At 45.3% G+C, this 19,685-nt stretch carries 10 protein-coding genes; 4 read left to right on the forward strand and 6 right to left on the reverse strand.

Features of this window, described 5'->3' with window-relative positions:
• Positions 1-36: 36 nt before the first annotated feature.
• The 6 genes from QFZ51_RS18030 to QFZ51_RS18055 form a co-directional block, all read right to left on the reverse strand.
• Positions 37-753, reverse strand: coding sequence for a TolC family protein (locus QFZ51_RS18030; protein WP_429047723.1), 717 nt, complete (start codon positions 751-753; stop codon positions 37-39).
• Positions 750-2,183 carry an O-antigen ligase family protein gene (locus QFZ51_RS18035; protein ID WP_429047725.1) on the reverse strand — a complete coding sequence of 478 codons (1,434 nt, stop codon included), beginning with the start codon at positions 2,181-2,183 and terminating at the stop codon, positions 750-752. Before QFZ51_RS18035 ends, QFZ51_RS18030 begins: the two co-directional genes overlap by 4 nt.
• 120 nt (positions 2,184-2,303) lie before the next feature.
• The gene (locus QFZ51_RS18040; protein WP_429047727.1) at positions 2,304-3,383 is read right to left on the reverse strand and encodes an acyltransferase family protein; all 1,080 of its coding nucleotides are present in this window, start codon (positions 3,381-3,383) and stop codon (positions 2,304-2,306) included.
• Positions 3,384-3,393: 10 nt separating this feature from the next.
• Positions 3,394-5,580, reverse strand: coding sequence for a GumC family protein (locus tag QFZ51_RS18045; protein WP_429047729.1), 2,187 nt, complete (start codon positions 5,578-5,580; stop codon positions 3,394-3,396).
• A gap of 395 nt (positions 5,581-5,975) precedes the next feature.
• On the reverse strand, positions 5,976-12,095 hold the full coding sequence (locus tag QFZ51_RS18050) for a fibronectin type III domain-containing protein (RefSeq protein ID WP_429047730.1): 6,120 nt from the start codon (positions 12,093-12,095) through the stop codon (positions 5,976-5,978).
• Between the two features lie 387 nt (positions 12,096-12,482).
• On the reverse strand, positions 12,483-13,667 hold the full coding sequence (locus QFZ51_RS18055; protein ID WP_429047731.1) for a glycosyltransferase family 2 protein: 1,185 nt from the start codon (positions 13,665-13,667) through the stop codon (positions 12,483-12,485).
• Between the two features lie 423 nt (positions 13,668-14,090).
• Here QFZ51_RS18055 and QFZ51_RS18060 point away from each other — a divergent pair, with 423 nt between their 5' ends.
• The 4 genes from QFZ51_RS18060 to asnB are packed head-to-tail and all read left to right on the forward strand — an operon-like array spanning position 14,091 to position 19,684.
• Positions 14,091-14,483, forward strand: coding sequence for a response regulator (locus tag QFZ51_RS18060; RefSeq protein WP_370910356.1), 393 nt, complete (start codon positions 14,091-14,093; stop codon positions 14,481-14,483).
• 44 nt (positions 14,484-14,527) lie between these two features.
• The gene (locus tag QFZ51_RS18065; protein ID WP_370910357.1) at positions 14,528-15,679 is read left to right on the forward strand and encodes a sugar transferase; all 1,152 of its coding nucleotides are present in this window, start codon (positions 14,528-14,530) and stop codon (positions 15,677-15,679) included.
• On the forward strand, positions 15,679-16,887 hold the full coding sequence (locus tag QFZ51_RS18070) for a glycosyltransferase (protein ID WP_429047732.1): 1,209 nt from the start codon (positions 15,679-15,681) through the stop codon (positions 16,885-16,887). Before QFZ51_RS18065 ends, QFZ51_RS18070 begins: the two co-directional genes overlap by 1 nt.
• Positions 16,871-19,684, forward strand: a complete 2,814-nt coding sequence (asnB, locus tag QFZ51_RS18075; protein ID WP_429047734.1) for an asparagine synthase (glutamine-hydrolyzing) — start codon at positions 16,871-16,873, stop codon at positions 19,682-19,684. The genes QFZ51_RS18070 and asnB overlap by 17 nt, the downstream gene beginning before the upstream one ends.
• Position 19,685 lies beyond the last annotated feature (1 nt).

A 19,685-nucleotide genomic window follows, 5' to 3' on the forward strand; every position in this document is an offset into this window, starting at 1 on the left:
CCGCATTGCCGGATACGATGTTCACAAACCGCTATATTATAACTGCAGCAATACTTCTTCCAGTGTGGTACCAATAATTGCTTCAAGTACCAGTTTAGATTGTTTTACTTCTCTTTCAAGATTTACCTTACGCACCATTTCTGCATTATAAATGCGGTAAGCTTCGTTCAAACTTTCCACTGCGGTGTTCTGATCACCTTTGGAGAAACGTTGTTCCACTTGTTTGTAATGATTGTAGGAGTCCTCCAGCAAAGGCATTTGCAGTTCATACAGCTGCTTGTTCGCTGCATAATCTTCGTAGGCGCGCAATACAGCAGATTTTAAAGCCAGCTTTTCACCTTCTTTCTGTTGTTCGAATACTTTTCCGTTAGCCTTCGCAGTTTTTACTTCGTTAGGAATGCTGATCAGATGACCAAGTGGCACACTGACACCAAAGTTGTACCTGGGGTACAGGGTATTGTTGTTGGTAGTGCCGCTTCCCTTAATTGTAAATTCGTTCAGGTTACCCGAAGCAACGATCATGTCCAGCCATCCGGCTTTGGCCCTGTTTTCATCGTATTTTGTAATCTGTTTTTTTATGTCCAAAGCTTTGATTTGCGGATTTTCCATTGCAAGTTCCACCAGTCTTGTTTTTAGTCTGGTCACTGTCGGCAAATCTGCTGGCAGGCGCAGCACAATACTGGTATCGGCTCTTTGCGCCTTTGCCACTGTACCTGTTAATGCTACTAATAAAAAGAATAGTACTCGTTTCATGTTGTAATATTTGGAGATGATAATAAATATTTTAATTTTATAGAGATGCCGTTAAGGGCATAATAAAGCAACGCCGATTCAATAAGGCCGGACGATTCCTGGGCGTAAATACTTACTACCAGGGCGAACATCACACAAAGGATAACCAGTGTATACTGTTTTTCCACCTCCGTTCTGCTGGCAAAATAATTGGCAACCATGTATTGCATTACCAGGTAAATATTTACCATGATCAGCAGTAAGCCTATCCATCCCTGCTCCAGCGCGGTACGCAAATAGCCGCTGTCGGGAGGAAAGCCATCCAGCTCGCTGCCCGAACCCGGTTCGCAACTCAGGAATCCACCGCCGATGGGATGACTGTAGATGTATGGTTGTATACGATGCCTGTTTACTTCCCGCACATTCAGGGAGGCATCCTCTGAACCGGAAAAGGCCGTTCTCATCCTGACAACCGTTGAGTTGCCGTGAAACGGCCCAAACATCAATACCAGGAAAGCAAATACAAAGACCAGCGCACCAATCACTGTATTCCTGTTCCGCAGGTTTACAAACAGCATCATGATAAGCCCCATCGGCACCATGATATAAGCCGTACGGGTACCGGAAAAGCCCAATGCCATAAACTGAAGCGCCAGGGATATCAGCAGGAATACTTTTTTGGATGCTGATATCATTTTATTGGAGCTGGTGAGCAGTACGATATTTATGATACAGCCGCAGGCCATGATAACACCAAACACCGCAGGATCCGACACAAAGGAGAAAATACGGATGCCGGTGAGAATAATCACGGTTTTGAATTTCTCCGGGTATTTGGCGATATATGCTTTTTCAAACGGCATTAATCCAAACCATTGCTGAATACACGCATAAAAGGCGGCAACCGTAAGTATGATAATCCAGAATTTCAGGAATACTTTCAGGTCATTCATGTTGCGGATCATTTTCATGACCAGGTACATAAAGATCATATTGCGGACAAATACCCTCGCAAAGGTGGTCCAGCCATGCCGGTCGTATACAAACGCAGGATTAAAAAACTGCAGCAGCACGTAGCCTCCGTAGATGTAAAAGGATATCAATACAGGATCCCGGAGAAAATTGACCTTCTTGATACTATCGTCTCCGGCCTTTAATAAACTACCCAGCAATGTGATCAGCAGAATGGCATCTATTAATACGCCCACAGGTATTTCCGTACCGGACATCCTTTCGAGCAAACGCACGGTCAGCGCCACTGTACAGGAGATAAAATAACCTGCACGGTAATTCAGAATGGAAATCGCGGCAACAGTGATTCCTATCACCAACCCGATCAGCAACGCAATGTATTTTACCTCCTGGGCGCCGATATAGGCTATTGCCGGGATCAGCAGTACCCAACCGATAATAATAAATATGTTGAAAATATTTTTCTTCGCAATTTCCACTTAGGTCAATTTATAAGAATACTATTTTAATACCCATAGCGATAATAGTAAGCGCTATAAAGATGAGAATCAGCATCTGGTGAAGATGTTGGTCTATTGGCTTTTTCTTTGGTTGCGTTTTCATATAAAACTATACGTCATGATTTTTCCATTTGAACGGCTGGTACCAAACTTTCCCGTAAACAGGAAACTGCATCCTAATTTTACCAGTAAACGATACGCAATAATTGAAAGCAATATCGAGGATGGTATACAGATCAGCAGCAACACGATCCCGTTGGTTATCCCTATGCCCAGCAGCACCGCGCGTAACCCCGCAAAAACAGTAATGTGCAGGAGGTAGATGTACAGGGAATAGTGGCCGGTTATGCTCAGGAACTGCAGCTTGTGCAGCCTCGCAAGCCAGGATGCCAGCATGATTACAAATAAGCAGCCATTGAGTGCAATGAGCATTAACAGGTACAGGTTCATTTGTTGATGATACAGGTAATACCATTGCAGCACACAAAACACCGGCGTCAACATCAGCAGGTTCACCGGGTTGGATAACTGTTGCTGTATTTGTATACGGAAAAAGTAAACCGCGGTAATATCCCCGATGGCAAAGTAGATGTAGTGCAGTGCGATGTCATAAAGCGCGCTGCTGCTGTGCACATATGGTGCCACGCCAAGCAGTACCAGTCCTGTTACCACCTGCCAGTACTTTTTCTCTTTGAACACCCGTGATGTGAGCAGATACAACATGGTAACATTAAATAATGCAAACAGGTACCACAACTGATCCAGTGTTCTGGGCTGAAGCAGTATATTCAGGAAATCCGTTGCGGACCGTTCCGCATTTGCGTATTTCGGAAATAAGATCTGCAAACTGATTTGTATGACTGCCCAAAGTATATAAGGATATAATAGCGTATTGATCTTCGATATCCCAAAGTTCCTGGCACCTCTTTTAGCAATACTTCTGCTGAAAAAAAATCCGGAAAGCAGGAAAAATAAAGGCATCCTGAAACTGTAAAGCATGTCATTTGTGGCAAGTACTTCTTTAGGAAGAGATACGCCGCGCGCCACCAGACCATATGCCAGATGACGGTAAACCACCAGTACAATGGCTATTCCCTTGGCATAGTCGATCCAGGCATAACGCGAATCATTTTTTTCGGGCCGCAAACTAAATGTGTCTTTAAAGATCCGTTGATACATATTTAAAAGATCAAAGCTCAATAAAATCTTCTTTTACATTATTCAAAACCACTCCCAGGAACTTATCGCCGAGAGACTCCAGGAACTCGGAAGATTCTCTGTCAATTTGTTTCATTTTCAAGCGGGAGGAGAAAATTGCTACCACACCTTCTGCATAGGCAGCCAGTTCCCGGCTATCTGTGAAATCGTTCAGTGGGGCGCCTTCCATCAAAATATAATCGTAGTGTTTTTTCAGTTCAGGCAGGTAATTGAGCAGGTGGTTGGGCGGTAAAATTTCTGATGGCGTATAGTCGCCACCTTTACATCCAATAATTTCAATACCCGGTGTTTCGTAAGTAGTAACAATCTCTTTTACTTTTTCAATGGAAAACTCTTCAGGTGGTACAGAGAAATACTCCAGGGTTGGTTTCGCTTCCATTTGCACGCTTACATCATTGTTACAGAAGTTGGTATCGATGATCAATACTTTTTTGTTGCTCAGGCTGAGGCTGTATGCCACTGCCTGCAGCAGTGTGGTTTTACCCTGCTGGGGTTCTGTACTGGTAAACAGGAATATTTTTTTGCCACTGCTTTCCAGCTCATACCTGAGTTTACGTAAAAGTTCGCGGAAAACATTTTGTCTTTTCAGCCATTGTGCCTCATCCGTTTTACGTTGTAATATTTCCAGCAGTTTATATCTCTGAAGATTAGTATGATTGATGGTAGCAATCAACTTCAGGTTGGAGCTGCGGTTGAATACAGAAGGGGATTTCAGTGAGTTGTCCATAAACTCCCTGAAAAGGATACCGATGCAGGAAATCATAAAAACAGCCATACCGGACATACCCATAATGATGAGCCGTTTGGATGATTCTGGTGTGAAAGCCGGTTGTCCCTTTAATGTCTGGCGGAAATTATCCTGTGGCACATTCCGGTTATCCAAGGCGGAGCCAAGTTTTTCTTTCAGCTTATTATATTCATCCTGAGCCAGTTCCACTTCCTGTTGCAGGGAAGTTACCGTAGCTTCCTTATTGGCATAAGAACCAACGGAAGAACGGAGATTACGGATCTTTGCTTCCAGGGTACTGATATTTAATTTAGCGGCGCTTACCTGTGCTTCCAATGCATCCCTGCTTTGGATCAGCTCTTCACGGGTACTTACTTTGCCCGTAGTAGAAGAAGCATCCAGCAATACCTTCTGCAATTTGGCGCGCTGCGTTTTTATTTTTTCTGCCAGTGCATTATCAGTGGAGCCGGAATTTACATATTGGTCGTTCAGATCGTTGATCTGTTTTCTCAGCGTAACTATTTCCCCATTTGAATTGGAGTAGGCCGGTTTGCCACTGCTTGTCTGGGCCAGCTGTGCGTTCACGTTATTAAGAGAAGCCTGCAGGTTATTGTAGTTCGCCCTTTCATCCGATACAGATTTCTCAAACTGTTTGATCAGGTCCCATTCATTGCCACTGGCGGTTTCTACGTTTAACACGCCTTGTTGTGTTTTGTAACCCCTGAGCGCTTCTACTTTCTGCTCCAGTTCCTGTTTCTTTTGGTTTACCAGTGCTTCAAATGTTTCTACGTTTTCAACAGAGCGTTCAGAACGGGAGCTGCGGTAAAAACGTATAAACTCTTTGTAAAGGGTATTAACAGTGTACGCCGATAATTCAGGATTATCTGAATAACAGATGATGTTGATATAATCTGTACGGGAAAGACGTGCGGCATACAGCATTTTACGGATAGACTCAAAGTCGTACCGGTAAATCTTCATGAACTCCAGTATTTTTCTTTCTTCCGGTTGGGAAGAAGAAAGTATCTGCAGCGAATCAATTTTCTGACGGCAGATGCGCACAATTTCTTCCTTGTTGGCACTGGTATAATGAGGATCTTTCAGATCTTTTTCTGAAAGATGTCTGAAAGGTTTAGTGGAGGTGAGATCGTGCACCATGAGGTCACAGGCCAGTAATCCGATCACCAGCGGGGAATTCATGGTTTCGATAACGTTATCGAATTTAACATCTGCTTCAAAGAGGTTCAGATTTTCGTCCCGCAGTTTGATTTGTTCATTCGTTGTAAAACCTGTCGCCATCTGGGCGGTAGAGGCATAAAGTTTGGGTTTGCCGATGGTAAAAGCAAATGCAGCTGCAACAGCGGCAATGGTGCTGAACAGGATCCACCATTTCTTTTTTAGCAATGCCTTTATAAAATACACAATGTCCATATAGAATTTTTCCTTTAAGCTTTAATTGATACGCAGGGGTAGGTATACGTAAATACACGTACATCGGCCTTGTCCCGGCGTGGTAACTGGTATGTCAGAGGAGATGGTAAAAAATAAGATGATAATGTCAGGCAAGAAGCCCTACAATATATCAGGTTTTTGGCTGAGGATGAGGTTAATGGGGAGATATCCGGGGAGCAAAGCTATCCTGGTATATCCGGTTATGGCTCAAAGGTAAAAGATTATATTAAAACACACTTTATTTTTAAGCGAAACATAAAAATTAGTTGGTAACCGCTGAAGTTTGGCGGGTAAAGCGATTATTTTATAAAAAAAACCGTTCCGGAACATTGCCCGGAACGGTTTTACTTTTATAGTAATCATTCAGTTACAACTCAGTTCTGCCTGATAAGTTTAACGCTCTTTGTTTCACCGGTAGAAGAAGTGATCCTCAGGATATATACACCCGGCAGTGTCACTGTACGCTGTGTATTGATCCTTATCAGGTTTTTACCCTGTGGTACCTCTTTCCTGGTTTCGCTGTAAAGGCGCTTACCACTCAGGTCATTGATTTCAATGAGCATTACAGGTGCTGTTTTCTGCAGTGTCATATCAATGGCCAGGTTATCTATATAAGGGTTTGGATAAACGTTCACCAGCATACTGCTTTTTGCAGTATTTGTGGTGGTGATCATTGAATTACCCGTTCCCATCAGCTGCGTATTATTGCCCAGGTTCTGAATGTTGGTGGTCGCAACAATTTCCATTGCATTGAGATAGCCTACCTGACCGCCCGGAGGGATACTGAGCGTAAACGCAATTTCACCGTTAGCGTCTGCTGTAAGGTTCGCGAAATCTGCGGTGGTGCTGGTATTGTTTTGCGCATTCAATGTTTTGCTTACACCATTGATGGTGAACTGGGTGCTGCCGTTATCAGGCTGCGGCGCCCACCATTTACTGTTGGACAGGAACTTGATGGTATAAGTGGTATTGGCGCTTAACCCGGTAAGGTGACCGTGCATAACCGGTGCGCCTGTAAAGAAGCCGGATAATGAACCGAAGTACAGGTATTCAGCCAGTACCGCATCCGGGTACACACCGCTGTTATTACCGGTGGTAGCTCCTTCAACGCCGGCAGCCCACCATGTTTCGTCAAATCTTAATCCTACGGAAGTGGTTTGTCCCTGATCATTCTTCAGGTTGGACGTAGCGCCTGTAATGTTATTCCACGGCGCCGGTACCGTATTATTGAGCTTGAAGTTCAGTAACAGTTTGTAGCTGCCACTGGTGTTAGGCGCCTGGGTTACCGTGATATTGAATGTAGTGGTGTCGGCAGCGCCGTATGTATCCTTCACAATAACTTTTACATTATTGTAAGTACCTGCATCGCTGATAGTTGGCGCTACAGAAAGGGATACACTACCACCTGATTGTACCAGGGTAACAAAAGAAGGCAGGTTGACGGTGCTATACGTAATCGGGTTGTTGTCCGCGTCCGCTGCCGTTACTGGAACATTCAGACTGGAACCTGCCTCCAGACTCTGGTTGGTAATATCTGTTATTACCGGTGCGTGATTGACTTCCGGTGCTGAGGAAGTACCTGCAACCACTTCGATCGCATTCAGGTAACCTACCTGTCCGCCTGCAGGAATACTCAGCGTAAATACTATTTCACCATTTGCGTCGGGGCTGAGGTTTGTGAAGCTCACCACGCTCGCAGAATTGTTTTGTACATACAGTGTCTGGCTAACGCCGTTGACAGTGAACTTCGTGCTGCCATTGTCCGGCTGCGGCGCCCACCATTTACTGCTGGAGAAGAACTTAACGGTAAACTTCTTACCGGCTTCCAGGCCAGTAATGTGGCCGGTCATGCTTGGTGCCCCTGTGAAGAAGCCCGGCAATGAGCCAAAGTAGAGGAAGTCGTTGATCACTGCATCCGGGTATACGCCACTGTTATTACCGGTAATAGCGCCTTCGCCGTTGGTAGCCCACCAGGTTTCATCAAACACCAGGCTCGATGCTGTTGTTTGACCCTTGTCGTTTTTCAGGTTGGTGGTCACCTTTCCGGTAACATTATTCCACGGTGCCGGTGCAGTACTGTTTTGTTTGATACTGAGGAGCAGTTTATATCCGCTGGTATCTCCACCTGCCGGTGCATTTACGGTGAGGTTAAATACCACGGTGTCGCTGTTGCCATGTGTATCAGTACCAATTACGCCGATGTTATTAAACTGGCCCGCATTGCTGGTAGCAGGAGCCACCAGGAGGTAAGGATTACTACCTTGTGACTGTACTACTGAAACAAAGGCAGGGAGATTATAACCGGTGTACGTAATGGCATCGTTTTCAGGATCGGATCCCTGGAGCTGTACATGCAGGGTATCTCCGGCTGCCAGCGTTTTATTCGGAATAGCCGCAATTACAGGGGCTTTATTTACCACGACGGTAGTATCGCCGGCTCCGCCCGCGTTTATTTCCATCGCATTGAGGTAACCTACCTGTCCGCCTGCAGGAACGCTGAGGGTAAATTTAATTTCACCATTAGCATCTGCTGTCAGGTTTTCGAAAACTGCTGTATTCGTAGTATTATTCTGAACGTTCAGGGCTTTGGTTACACCATTAATAGTGTACTGCGTGCTGCCATTATCCGGCTGCGGCGCCCACCATTTGCTGCTGGAGAAGAACTTAATGGAATAAGTCCTGTTTGTTTCCAGGCCGGTGAGATGTCCGTGCATAGCCGGCGCACCTGTAAAGAAGCCGGGAAGCGAACCAAAGTAGAGGTACTGGCTCATCACAGCATCAGGATATACACCACTATTGTTGCCGGTGGTAGCACCTTCTGTGCCGGCAGCCCACCAGGTTTCATCGAACGACAGGCCAACGCTGGTGGTTGTTCCGTTGTCGTCTTTCAGATTGGCGGTAGCCCCGGTAATGTTATTCCACGGTGCTGGCGCCAGGCTGTTCAATGTGAAGTTGAGGAGCAGCTTATAATTAGGTGTTGGCTTATCTACCACCGTTAACAGGAAGCTGCGCACATCAATGCCTCCCTTGTTGTCGGTTGCCTGTAACTTAACAGTATAAGTACCGGATGCACCAAATCCTGGTTGCAGGTTGATGACACAGGTATCATTATTACTGGTGATGGTGGCAAAAGACGGGATCTGGAGTGCTGTCCAGGTGTAGGTATTACCCGGATTCAGATCATGCAGGGATACCTTTACGTTCCTCTGCGTTCCTTCATCCACGCTCCATCCTGCAACAGAATCTATTACCGGAGGATAGTTATCATTTACGATGATATTAAACAACGCGGTGTCCTTTCCTCCGTTAGCATCTGTGGCGATCACTCCAACACCATTATAGGTGCCCTGCTGCGCTGCTGTTGGCGCCAGGATCAGGGAAGTGGTACCAGCGTTCTGCTGCAGGGAGAAGAATGCAGGTGCGTTATAAAGACTAAAAGTAATCACATCATTATCCGGATCGGTAGCTGACAACGGTATGCTCTGGGTAGTGCCATAGCGGATCGTCTGACTGCTGATGTCGGCTATTACCGGTGGATTGTTCAGTGATTTTGCGATTACCGCTTTGGTAAATGCGGAGTAACCACCTTCACCAAAAGCTCTTACCTTATAGTATACAATTGTATTGGCGACGAGGGAAGAGTCATTGAACGTTCCCTGTCCGGAAGCCACAGGACCAAGGCTTTTCAGCACGCTGAAGTGCAGGCTGTCTGCCAGGGAACGCTGAACTTCGTAGCCTGTTTCAATGGTGCTGTTATCATTCCAGGTTAATTTCACTACCTGGGTGGAAAGCGCCTGTGTAACGAGGTTGGTGGGTACTGCCGGTGGTAATGGTTTAGCTGCTGTGGTAGCATTGGCTACCGACGTGTAAGCAGATTCACCAAAAAGGCCGATAGCCCGTATCTTATAATAATAAGGAGTGGAAGCGTTCAGTGCGGTATCTGTATAGCTTACCGCGTTGGCAGCTGCAGTAGCCACAATGGTATAAGTGCCGCCGCTGCTGGTGCTCCTGTAAATTTCAAAGCCTGTTTCATTATTGCTCTTGTCTGCCCATGTCAGGTTCAGTTTACTGTAATTGTTTACAGCTACTGCGAGGGTGGTTGGGGCGGTAGGAGCGGTACCATTCACTACTGATGTATCAACAAAGGCCTCTGCTGGTATCAGCGTGCGGGTATTAATGCCTGCCGCGCTACTGGTCCAGTATACGCCCATTGCAGAACCGCCGCTACCCTGGAAGTAGGTAACCGTGATAGGATACACACCTGCACTGATAATTACAGTGCCTGCTGCATAAGCCGCCGCATGTGCGCCATCGTTGTTTACGGTAGCGGTAGCAGAATTGGAATATGTTTTATTAAAATACAGCTTACTGCCATCATCTGAATACGTTTCAAATTTATAGGTACCGGTAACAGGGATACGGATATAACCTGTCCACATTACGGCGTAGTTGGTGGAAACACCGGCTGGTACGATACTCTGGTCAGGCACATAAGCCTTGCCTGTTTGCGCAGGCGTAAGATTGGTGAAGTTGGGCAATGTGCTGTAAGAACCGGTATAATATTTATAATTAAGATTTGCCTTTTTGGTTCTCACCGTTACCTGGTTACTTGGAGTAGATGATTTTCCCGACACATCTTTTGCTTTCACGTAGAAGTTGTACAAGGTGCCATCTGCGAGACCGGTTACGGTTGCAGTAAGTACTTTGCCTACGGAGGTTACCAACACATTGTTTGCATAGATATCATAGCCGGCGATACCTGCATCATCTGTAGCAGCCAACCAGTTTAGTATTACCTGGTTATTGGTGTAGCTACCGAGGGTTAAAGACGGAGGGGCAGAAGGAGCAGAGCTGTCTGACGCAGTGGTGCCTTTCACTTCCGCAGAAAGAGGCCCGGCTGCATTGTCGTTTACAGGACGTACTTTATAGAAATAGCTGGTATTTGGAATGAGATTGTTATCAGTAAAAGTAACTACGTTGGCATTGTTTTTACCAACAAGTATATAGGGGCCACCCGCCTGGGTTGCGCGGTATATTTCAAAGTACTTTTCGTTGTAGGCCGGTGTGGCATTTTCCACCCACGACAGCACGATCTGTGTTTTGGTGAAACTGTTTATAGCCAGGCTGCTGATAGGATCAGGCCCGTTTACACCAGTGCTGTTTATAATCCGGAAAGTATCGGAGTAAGTACCGATGCAATAGTTGGGTGCTGTAACCCGCACTACATATGCTCCGGGAGTAGAAGTAGTTAAAGTGTTAGTGGTGCTGAGAACGGTAGCGCTGCCTGCACGTATCCATTCATAGTTGAGCATACCTGCCGGTACCTGCATGGTAAGACTGGTAGTGCCATCCGTAGCCGGGAGCACATTGCTGGCAAGGGCAGGGGAGGTAGTAATGGTTTGCGCAGGGGAAGCAGGTTTATAGCTGATCACCAGCGGGGTAACTGACCAGCCGGTCCAGCCGGTAGGGAGTTGTCCTCTTACGCGATAGGTACCGGGAGTGGTAACCACGATTGAGTTGGATGTGCCGGTAGATATAGTGACGCCATCTTTCTGCCATTCATACTGCGAAAATCCCGGCGCTATACCTATGGTAATAGTCTGACCAGGACAAAAAGTGGATGAACCATATAATGGATAAGGATTCAGCCTGTTGGCTCTCAGCATGAAGGGAACAAAATCTGCTTCATTCCATGCATCGTTCCAGGTATTGTGTTCATCGTTGGGATAAGTAGTAAGTTTAAAATTAGCACCGGCGGCATTAATCAATGCCACCACCTGGTTGGTAGTATAAGGAGCCGGGTTGCCATCCAGGCCACCCTGGAAAAGCCACATCGGCGTAAATTTGTAGGTATCAATATGATTGCCGTAGTCTATGGCCATCGCACTCATTGGCAACGAAGCTGCCGTTAACTGGGGATAGCGCATGGTGAATTCCCATGTGCCCCATCCGCCACCGGACAATCCATTTACGATCAGGCGATCGGGATCGCCTTTTGCACTGGTAACAATGGAATCGATTACTTCTTTCAGGTTATCGTAGTCGTTGGGGCCCCAATAGCCACCCTGGCTTTGAGGATATATTAAGTAGCCGTCGAACTGACCATTATCAACGCGGTTGGCCCATGTCTGGCCTCCCCATAATAAATGGAATTCGTTATCGTAGATGGTGCCTTTTTCACCTACACCATGAAAGAACAGGTAGATGGGATATTTTTTTCCATCATTCACGCCAGGAGCGTATGTTTTGGGGAATTTCAGGCGAAACGCCATGTTCTTATAAATGTAGCATTTATAAGAATCCGTGTTATAGCTCATCCTGACTGTTCTCACCCATTTGGTGATCTTATCATACTGTGGATCCGCTGGGGGATTGGCAGGATTGTAAGTGATAACGGGATCACTGGGGTTTAATGCTGTTTGTGCCTTCACTGCTGATAGATAGCAGAGACCCAAGAGCACTAAAAGGAGCATACGGTGTAAAGTTCGATTCATGGAAGTATGTTATATGTTATGTTATCTGGCAGTCATTCGGCTTTAACTGCAGAAAAAAAGTATAACAAGCACTGATCCGGAAAGCCGGATATACTTGCAGTTCAAAGGAGATGGTAAAAATTAAATACACTCCGGATATCTATCCAAAGGTGACGTGGCTTTATCGAAGGATGAGGTCTTAGAAAAATGGCTGTAGGTAAATCATCAATTCACTGATGGTGTATTTGTATTCTCAGCTCATTTGTGACAAAAAATGATTCTACAATTGGTTTTTATATTCACCGCTAAAGTAAATAACTGTATCTATATATAAGGAATTTTTTTGCAAACGGCGTTTTTTTGCTGGTAAACGCAAATTTTTATCGGGTGAAATAAACCGGCACTCCATTATTGAACGGCAATACTCCGTTGTGCCCGTTCCCAAACAGCAGATTGCCGCTTCCTGAAGAAGCGTATGCAACCGATGTAAACGGCTACGTTCATAAACACAAAGTAAAAAGGGATATAGAAGTATTTCGCTTTGATCTGCTTTTGGGCAAGTACGTAACCGGTAAATGCGGCCATATAGAAAAGCAGCTGTAATACACCGGTAATTATATATATAGGGCCGCCATTGAACACGATAAGAAGAATATTGGCAACCAGGGCCAGTAGCAGGGACAAGGGCGCAAGCGTCCAGCGCAGCACCCGGTGGGAGATATACTGCCACGTAATTTTAGGATACCTGAAAGGATTCAGCAGCGGGAGTAGCCGGCCCATCGACTGAAATCCGCCTGCGCTGATCCTTACTTTACGCTTATACTCTTCCTGGAGGGAAGCAGAAGAGGTTTCCATGGCGTAGGCGGCAGGTTCATACATTACCCGGTAACCTTTCATGTTTATTTTAAATGAAATCATGAAGTCGTCCAGTATGGTATCTTCCTGCGGCTGCTCATAAAGCGCAGTACGGATCGCTATCAGTTCGCCGGCAGCACCCATTACACTATACAGCTCTGCATCCCATTTTTTCAGTAACGATTCATATTTCCAGTACATGCCCTCGCCCTGGGCTTCTGCCCCGCCGGTAGTAGCCATTACTTTCTTTTCGCCGGCCACCACGCCCACCTGGTCATCTGCAAAGTGCTGCATAAGCAGGGATACGGCGGCAGGATTCAGCAGGGTATTGGCATCAGACAATACTACAAAGGGAGTGGTAACCATTGCCATGGCCCGGTTTACCGCGGCCATTTTTCCTTTGCGCTGCGGATCATATAATAAGGTGATCCGGGGATGCTGCGAAATGATCTCATTGGTGTTGTCGGAAGATCCATCCGTCACAAAAATGAACTGTATTTTCCCCGCAGGGTAATTCATTGCGAGGCTGTTTGCTATCTTTTCTGCAATAAAATCTTCTTCGTTATAAGCAGCTACCAGGAAAGTAACATCGGGTACAAAAGGTGCGGCCGCATCAGCTTTTTTGCCCTGTAATAGCCGTTTGACGCGGATTACAAGATAAAGCAACAAACCATATCCTATGTAACTATAGCATACTATAAAAATGCTCAACCAGAAAATCACAGACAAAATTGACATAGAGGACAATACATTTATGGGGATACGTATGTTTTCAGTGCAAAAGTATCATAATTTGGATCATACGCAATTGTATTTTTATATTAGATCGTTGTTTCATATCGTTTTATTGACATCATTCCGACCGTTTACAGTAAAAATTGCAACACTTACCCTCCAAATTAAGTCGTTTACCAAAAAAAGTATCTATGATATCCTGAAAATAATACTTTTGCTTCATGTTCATCAGATAACAGATCTGGTAACGAACAGCAAAAATGTAAAAACCATCTTTCCTCTCTCATATCCCCATGTTAAAACCGCAGAAGGTAATTTACCTGACTAATAATTGACCACATCCCATCAAAGGCCTTCGGGAGTTTGCAAAATAATTTGCACGTCCCATATTAACGGTTTTAATAATTGTTTGTAAAGAAGGTATAAATGAAAAAGAAAATTTTAGTAATAGACGATAGTATGCCGATGCGTTATTTGCTGGAGGCAGTTTTAGGAAAAGAATATTCGGTAGTTTCCGCACAGGATGGACTGGTGGCAATCACCTGGCTGCTGAAAGGAAACAAAGCGGATCTTATCATCACCGACCTGCAGATGCCGAATATCGACGGCTGGGAACTGCTGGATTATCTGTCAGGCAGCTATCTCTACCAGGATACGCCGGTAGTGGTACTTTCGGGATTCTATGCCGATAAAATGAATGATCTTTCAACAAAATATAATAGTGTGAGAGAAGTGCTGCAAAAGCCTTTCGACCCGATGCAATTGTTAAATAAAGTGGATTATATACTTGAGAAACAATTAAGTGCTGCTGCTGTATAATAAATGATATTGTCACCTACGAATACACTACTAATTTTTAACCGATGGATACCTTTACTCAAAATTTACTGCAGGTAGAAAGCATCAGAGGAGTAGATACCGGTAAAAGCTCCCTGTTTACCAAAATGCCGGACGCTGAAAGTATTTTGCTTTTTGTTGGCGCCCCGCATAAGGGAATGCTGACAGAAAACGATCAGTTCAGATGCATAGTGACCGAGAACGTAGAAGATGCGCAAAAAGTGATCAGTCAGTTGCAGCACGTTTTTAAGAAAGTGCCTGCGGCAATTATTTACCGCTTCGACAGTGCCTATGAATCGGCCCTTTCTGAATGGGACAGCTATTTTAAAACACACCAGTTTCTTTGCTCCATTCCTTTTTTCGTATACACAGAAAAAGGATTTGATGAAATGAAATCGCTGGTGACCAGGCATTCATTTATTGATGACATCATCACAATGGAGGCATGGCATATGCTGGGTAACAAAATTGCCATCGTGAGCAAGTTTAAACGCATGCGCACCTTCCCGGTATATAAAAGTAGCAGTCTCCGTACCCGGCTATACAGCCGCAAATTTTACAGCAATTTCCTGAAACGTACGCTCGACGTAACACTGGCCGGCAGCGGCTTAATATTGCTGAGTCCTGTATTGCTGACGATTGCCGTATTGATCAGGATGGAATCCAAAGGTCCGGTGTTCTACGCCGCCAAGCGCGCTGGAAGAAATTACCGCGTCTTCAAATTCTACAAATTCCGTACAATGGTACCTGATGCGGACAAGCAACTGGATAAAATTAAGCACCTCAACCAGTACGACGGGCAGACAGACGGACCGGTTTTTATAAAAGTATCCAATGATCCGCGGGTAACCAAACTCGGCAGCTTCCTGCGCAATACCAGTTTAGATGAGATTCCTCAGCTGCTGAATGTACTGAAGGGAGATATGTCGCTGGTAGGTAACCGCCCTTTACCTTTATATGAAGCTACCACACTTACTACAGACGAATGGGTGGAAAGATTCCTCGCTCCGGCTGGTATCACGGGTTTGTGGCAGGTTAGTAAACGCGGAAAGAAGGATATGTCCGTAAAAGAACGGATTGACCTGGATATCAATTATGCCCATAAACGCTCACTCAGGTATGATATGTGGCTGATGGCCAGTACGCCGTTCGCGCTTGTTCAAAAAGATAATGTATAATGATAACGATTATTGAAGTAATACTGTTTGTTTACCTGGCCGGTTGTGTATTGTACAATCTGTTGTTAGCCATAGCCGGCCGTTTGAGCCGGAAAAAGAAGATTGCATACGAGGAAACTGTTGATTACGCGAGGATTGCCATTCTCATCCCGGCATATAAAGAAGACAGTATTATTTTATCTACTGTAAACAGTTATAACCGCCTGCGTTACCCGTCAAAGCATTTTGAAGTGGTAGTCATCGCAGACTCTTTGCAGTCACGGACCATGGCAGAGCTGGCAGCAACAGGCATAAATGTAATGGCCGTTAAGTTTGATAAAAGTACCAAAGCTAAATCGCTGAATACCGCTTTTGAAAGGTTGGGAGACAATTTTGACCTGGCCCTTATCTGCGATGCAGATAATATGCTGGAAGCAGATTTTCTTTTGAAGATCAATCACGCTTATCAGCAGGGGCACCACGCTATCCAGGGACAAAGAGTAGCCAAAAACCTTAACACGCCTTTCGCTATCCTGGATGCAGCCAATGAAATCATCGCCAATCACCTTTACCGCAAAGGCGCCAATGCGCTTGGATTGTCCTCTTCGGTAATTGGTTCAGGCATGGCCTTTCACTACCCGCTCATCAAACAGATCCTTAGTGAAATACAGGCCACCGGCGGATTTGACAAGGTGCTGCAACTGCTGGTGATCTCAAAAGGACACAGCATTTTATACCTGGAAGACGCCTATGTGTATGATGAAAAGATTACGCATGCAGCCGTATTTGAAAATCAGCGGAAACGCTGGATGTCCAGTCAGCTGGTATACCTGCGCACATTCTGGAGTAAAGGATGGTCGGCTTTATTCAAAGGTGACATCAATTATTTCAATCTTGCGGTGTGCCAGAATGCGTTGTTGCCGCGGATGCTGCTGCTGGCAGCCTTAACGGTTTGTACCGCGCTTTCATTGCTGCTGGAGCGCTTTGTACCGGTTTCAGTTTACTGGTGGATCGCATTGTTTATATTGAATATAGTGAGTTTACTGCTGCCTATCCCGGGGAAATTTTTTACAAAATATCTTTTCACTGCGGTGGTTACGTTACCACGTGCTATCGGCATCATGATATTATTGTTATTCCGCCTGAAAGGTGCAGATAAAACTTTTATACATACTACTCATACCCAAACAGGTATTGACAATCCTTTATTAGATGCAGCCAGAAAGTAAAACATATTATCCGCTGGTATCCATTATAACTGTTAATTATAACAATGCCAAGGTAACCGCGGAACTCATGGCCTCCCTTAACAGGATCAGCTACCCCAACCTGGAGATTATTGTAGTGGATAACGCCTCTGCAGAAAACCCGGTTGCGGTGATAAAAAATGAGTACCCGTCTGCCATCGTAATTGAAAGTAAAAGTAACCTGGGTTTTGCAGGAGGAAATAATCTCGGTATCAAAGCTGCTACCGGTGAATATCTTTTCCTGGTAAATAATGATACAGAATTTACCGAAGGATTGATAGAAGGCTTACTGGAAGTATTTGGCAAACATCCGGATGCCGGTGTGGTAAGCCCCAAGTTCCATTACTTTTTTCAGAAAGGAACCATAGAATATGCCGGGTACAAAGCAGTGGATACACTCACGGGAAGGAACAGTATGATTGGTTGCCGTGAAGAGGATAAAGGCCAGTACGATGCAGTATCAGAAACACATTACGCCCACGGAGGCGCCATGATGGTATCTGCCCGGGCCCTTGCAAAGGTAGGCCTGATGCCGGAAGTATATTTCCTGTATTATGAAGAATTCGATTGGTGCGAACAATTCAAACGCCAGGGATATAAAATATACTACCAGTACAAATCGCTGATCTATCACAAGGAGTCCATGACCACCGGAAAAAACAGCCCGCTGAAAACGTATTATATTACACGTAACCGGATATTATTCATGCGCCGGAATGTAAAGCTTCCAGCCAGAATGTTTTTCATGCTGTATTTTACTTTTCTTACCATTCCCAAAAATACCCTTCAGTTTTTACTAAAAAGGGAATCGGTTCATATGAATGCATTCTGGAAGGGAATTTTCTGGAATCTTAAACACCCTAAACCAGATAACATATGGTGTGGCATAGCAGGGTTTATTGATTTTACCCAAAAATCAGACGCAGACATCCTGCGTAGCATGACAGATGTGATGGCGCACCGCGGCCCGAATGACGCCGGATATGAAGTGTACGAACATCCACAGGCATCTGTTGGCCTCGGTCAGCGGCGTTTATCCATCCTGGATCTTTCGAAGTCCGGCCACCAGCCAATGCACTACGAACAATATTCCATTATTTTCAATGGAGAGGTATATAACTTTAAAGAAATCCGCACGGAGCTGGAAAAACTGGGTCACCACTTCCATTCCGGTGCTGATACTGAAGTCTTGCTGAAAGGCTATGCGCAATGGGGTGAAAAGATCCTGGATAAATGCATCGGTATGTTTGCCTTTGTTATTTATGACCGCACCGCAGAGGAAGTAACGCTGTTCCGCGATCGCGCCGGGGTTAAGCCTTTATACTACTACTGGCATGATCGCACCTTGCTTTTTGCATCCGAGTTAAAAGGGATTTGTGAACATCCGGCTTTCCGGAAAGAGATTGATGAGAAGAGCTTGTCCCTGTTCCTCCAATACAGCTACATTCCGGCGCCGTACACTATTTACAAGAATACCCATAAGCTGAAACCGGGGCATCTCCTTAAATTATCGCTCCGCGACGCTGCTATCCGGGAAGTCCAATACTGGAATGTACTGGATGCCTACCGTCAGCCGCTTACAGGATTATCTGAGCATGATGTCATCAAGCATACAGAGGAACTGATGCATAGCGCTTACAGTTACCGCATGGTATCTGATGTGCCGGTGGGCGTTTTCTTAAGCGGGGGATACGATAGTGCCAGCGTTGCGGCACTGCTGCAGTCCAATACTTCCAGCCGCATCAAAACCTTCACCATTGGGTATAAGGAGCCGCAGTGGGACGAATCAAAAGAAGCGAAGAAAATAGCGATGCACCTGGGCACCGAGCACTACGAATGGATAGTAGGAGCCAACGATGCGAAAGACGTGTTGCATCACTTACCGGAAATATATGATGAACCATTTGCAGATAATTCCACCGTACCCACTACGTTGGTCAGCAGGTTTGCCAGTAAAGAAGTAAAAGTGGTCCTCTCTGCTGATGGAGGCGACGAAGTATTTGCGGGGTATAACAAGTTTAACCAGTCGCTCCGCTATACCGGGAGTTTCCCAAAGCCCTTACAGCGCACGCTTAGCGCCGCCATGTCTGTGGTATCGCCGGAAATTATCCCTTACTTTAACAAGCAATATAACTTCGCGTCCCGGTACGAAAAAATGAAACTGATATGGGCCAGCGGTAAACCGCAGCACGCCCTAAAATATATCAGCCAGTACCTGACAGAAAATGAAGTTAATTATTATACCGCCGTACCGGCAGATGGTTATAAAACCAACTTCGATATGAACGGGGAGCTGGATAATATGAATGATCCCCTGAACAGGTTGCTGGCAGTGGACTATAAAACTTTCCTGGTAGATAACAACCTGGTAAAGGTGGACAGGGCCACGATGTCGGTGAGCATTGAGGGACGGGAACCTATGCTGGATCACCGTTTGGTGGAGTTCCTTGCAAAAGTGCCTGCTGGTCTTAAAGTAAAGGATGGTATCAATAAATATATATTGAAAACCATTGTACATAAATACATTCCCAAAACCCTGATGGAACGTCCGAAAAGACCTTTCATTGCTCCTTTGCAGGAATGGTTTAAGGACGAGCTGAAAGAACAGATGCAGTATTATCTGTCAGGTGAGCGCCTCGCAAAATCAGGGCTTTTCAATGTGCCTCATGTGGAGCAGCTGTTGGAAACTTATTTGTCCGGAGGAAAGGTGAGTCACCAGAAGTTATGGAATATGCTGGTTTTCCAGTTGTGGTATAGTCGCTGGATAGAAAAGTTATAGT

It is taken from the genome of Chitinophaga sp. W3I9, assembly GCF_050434025.1.
In the GTDB taxonomy this organism is placed as follows: Bacteria; Bacteroidota; Bacteroidia; order Chitinophagales; family Chitinophagaceae; genus Chitinophaga.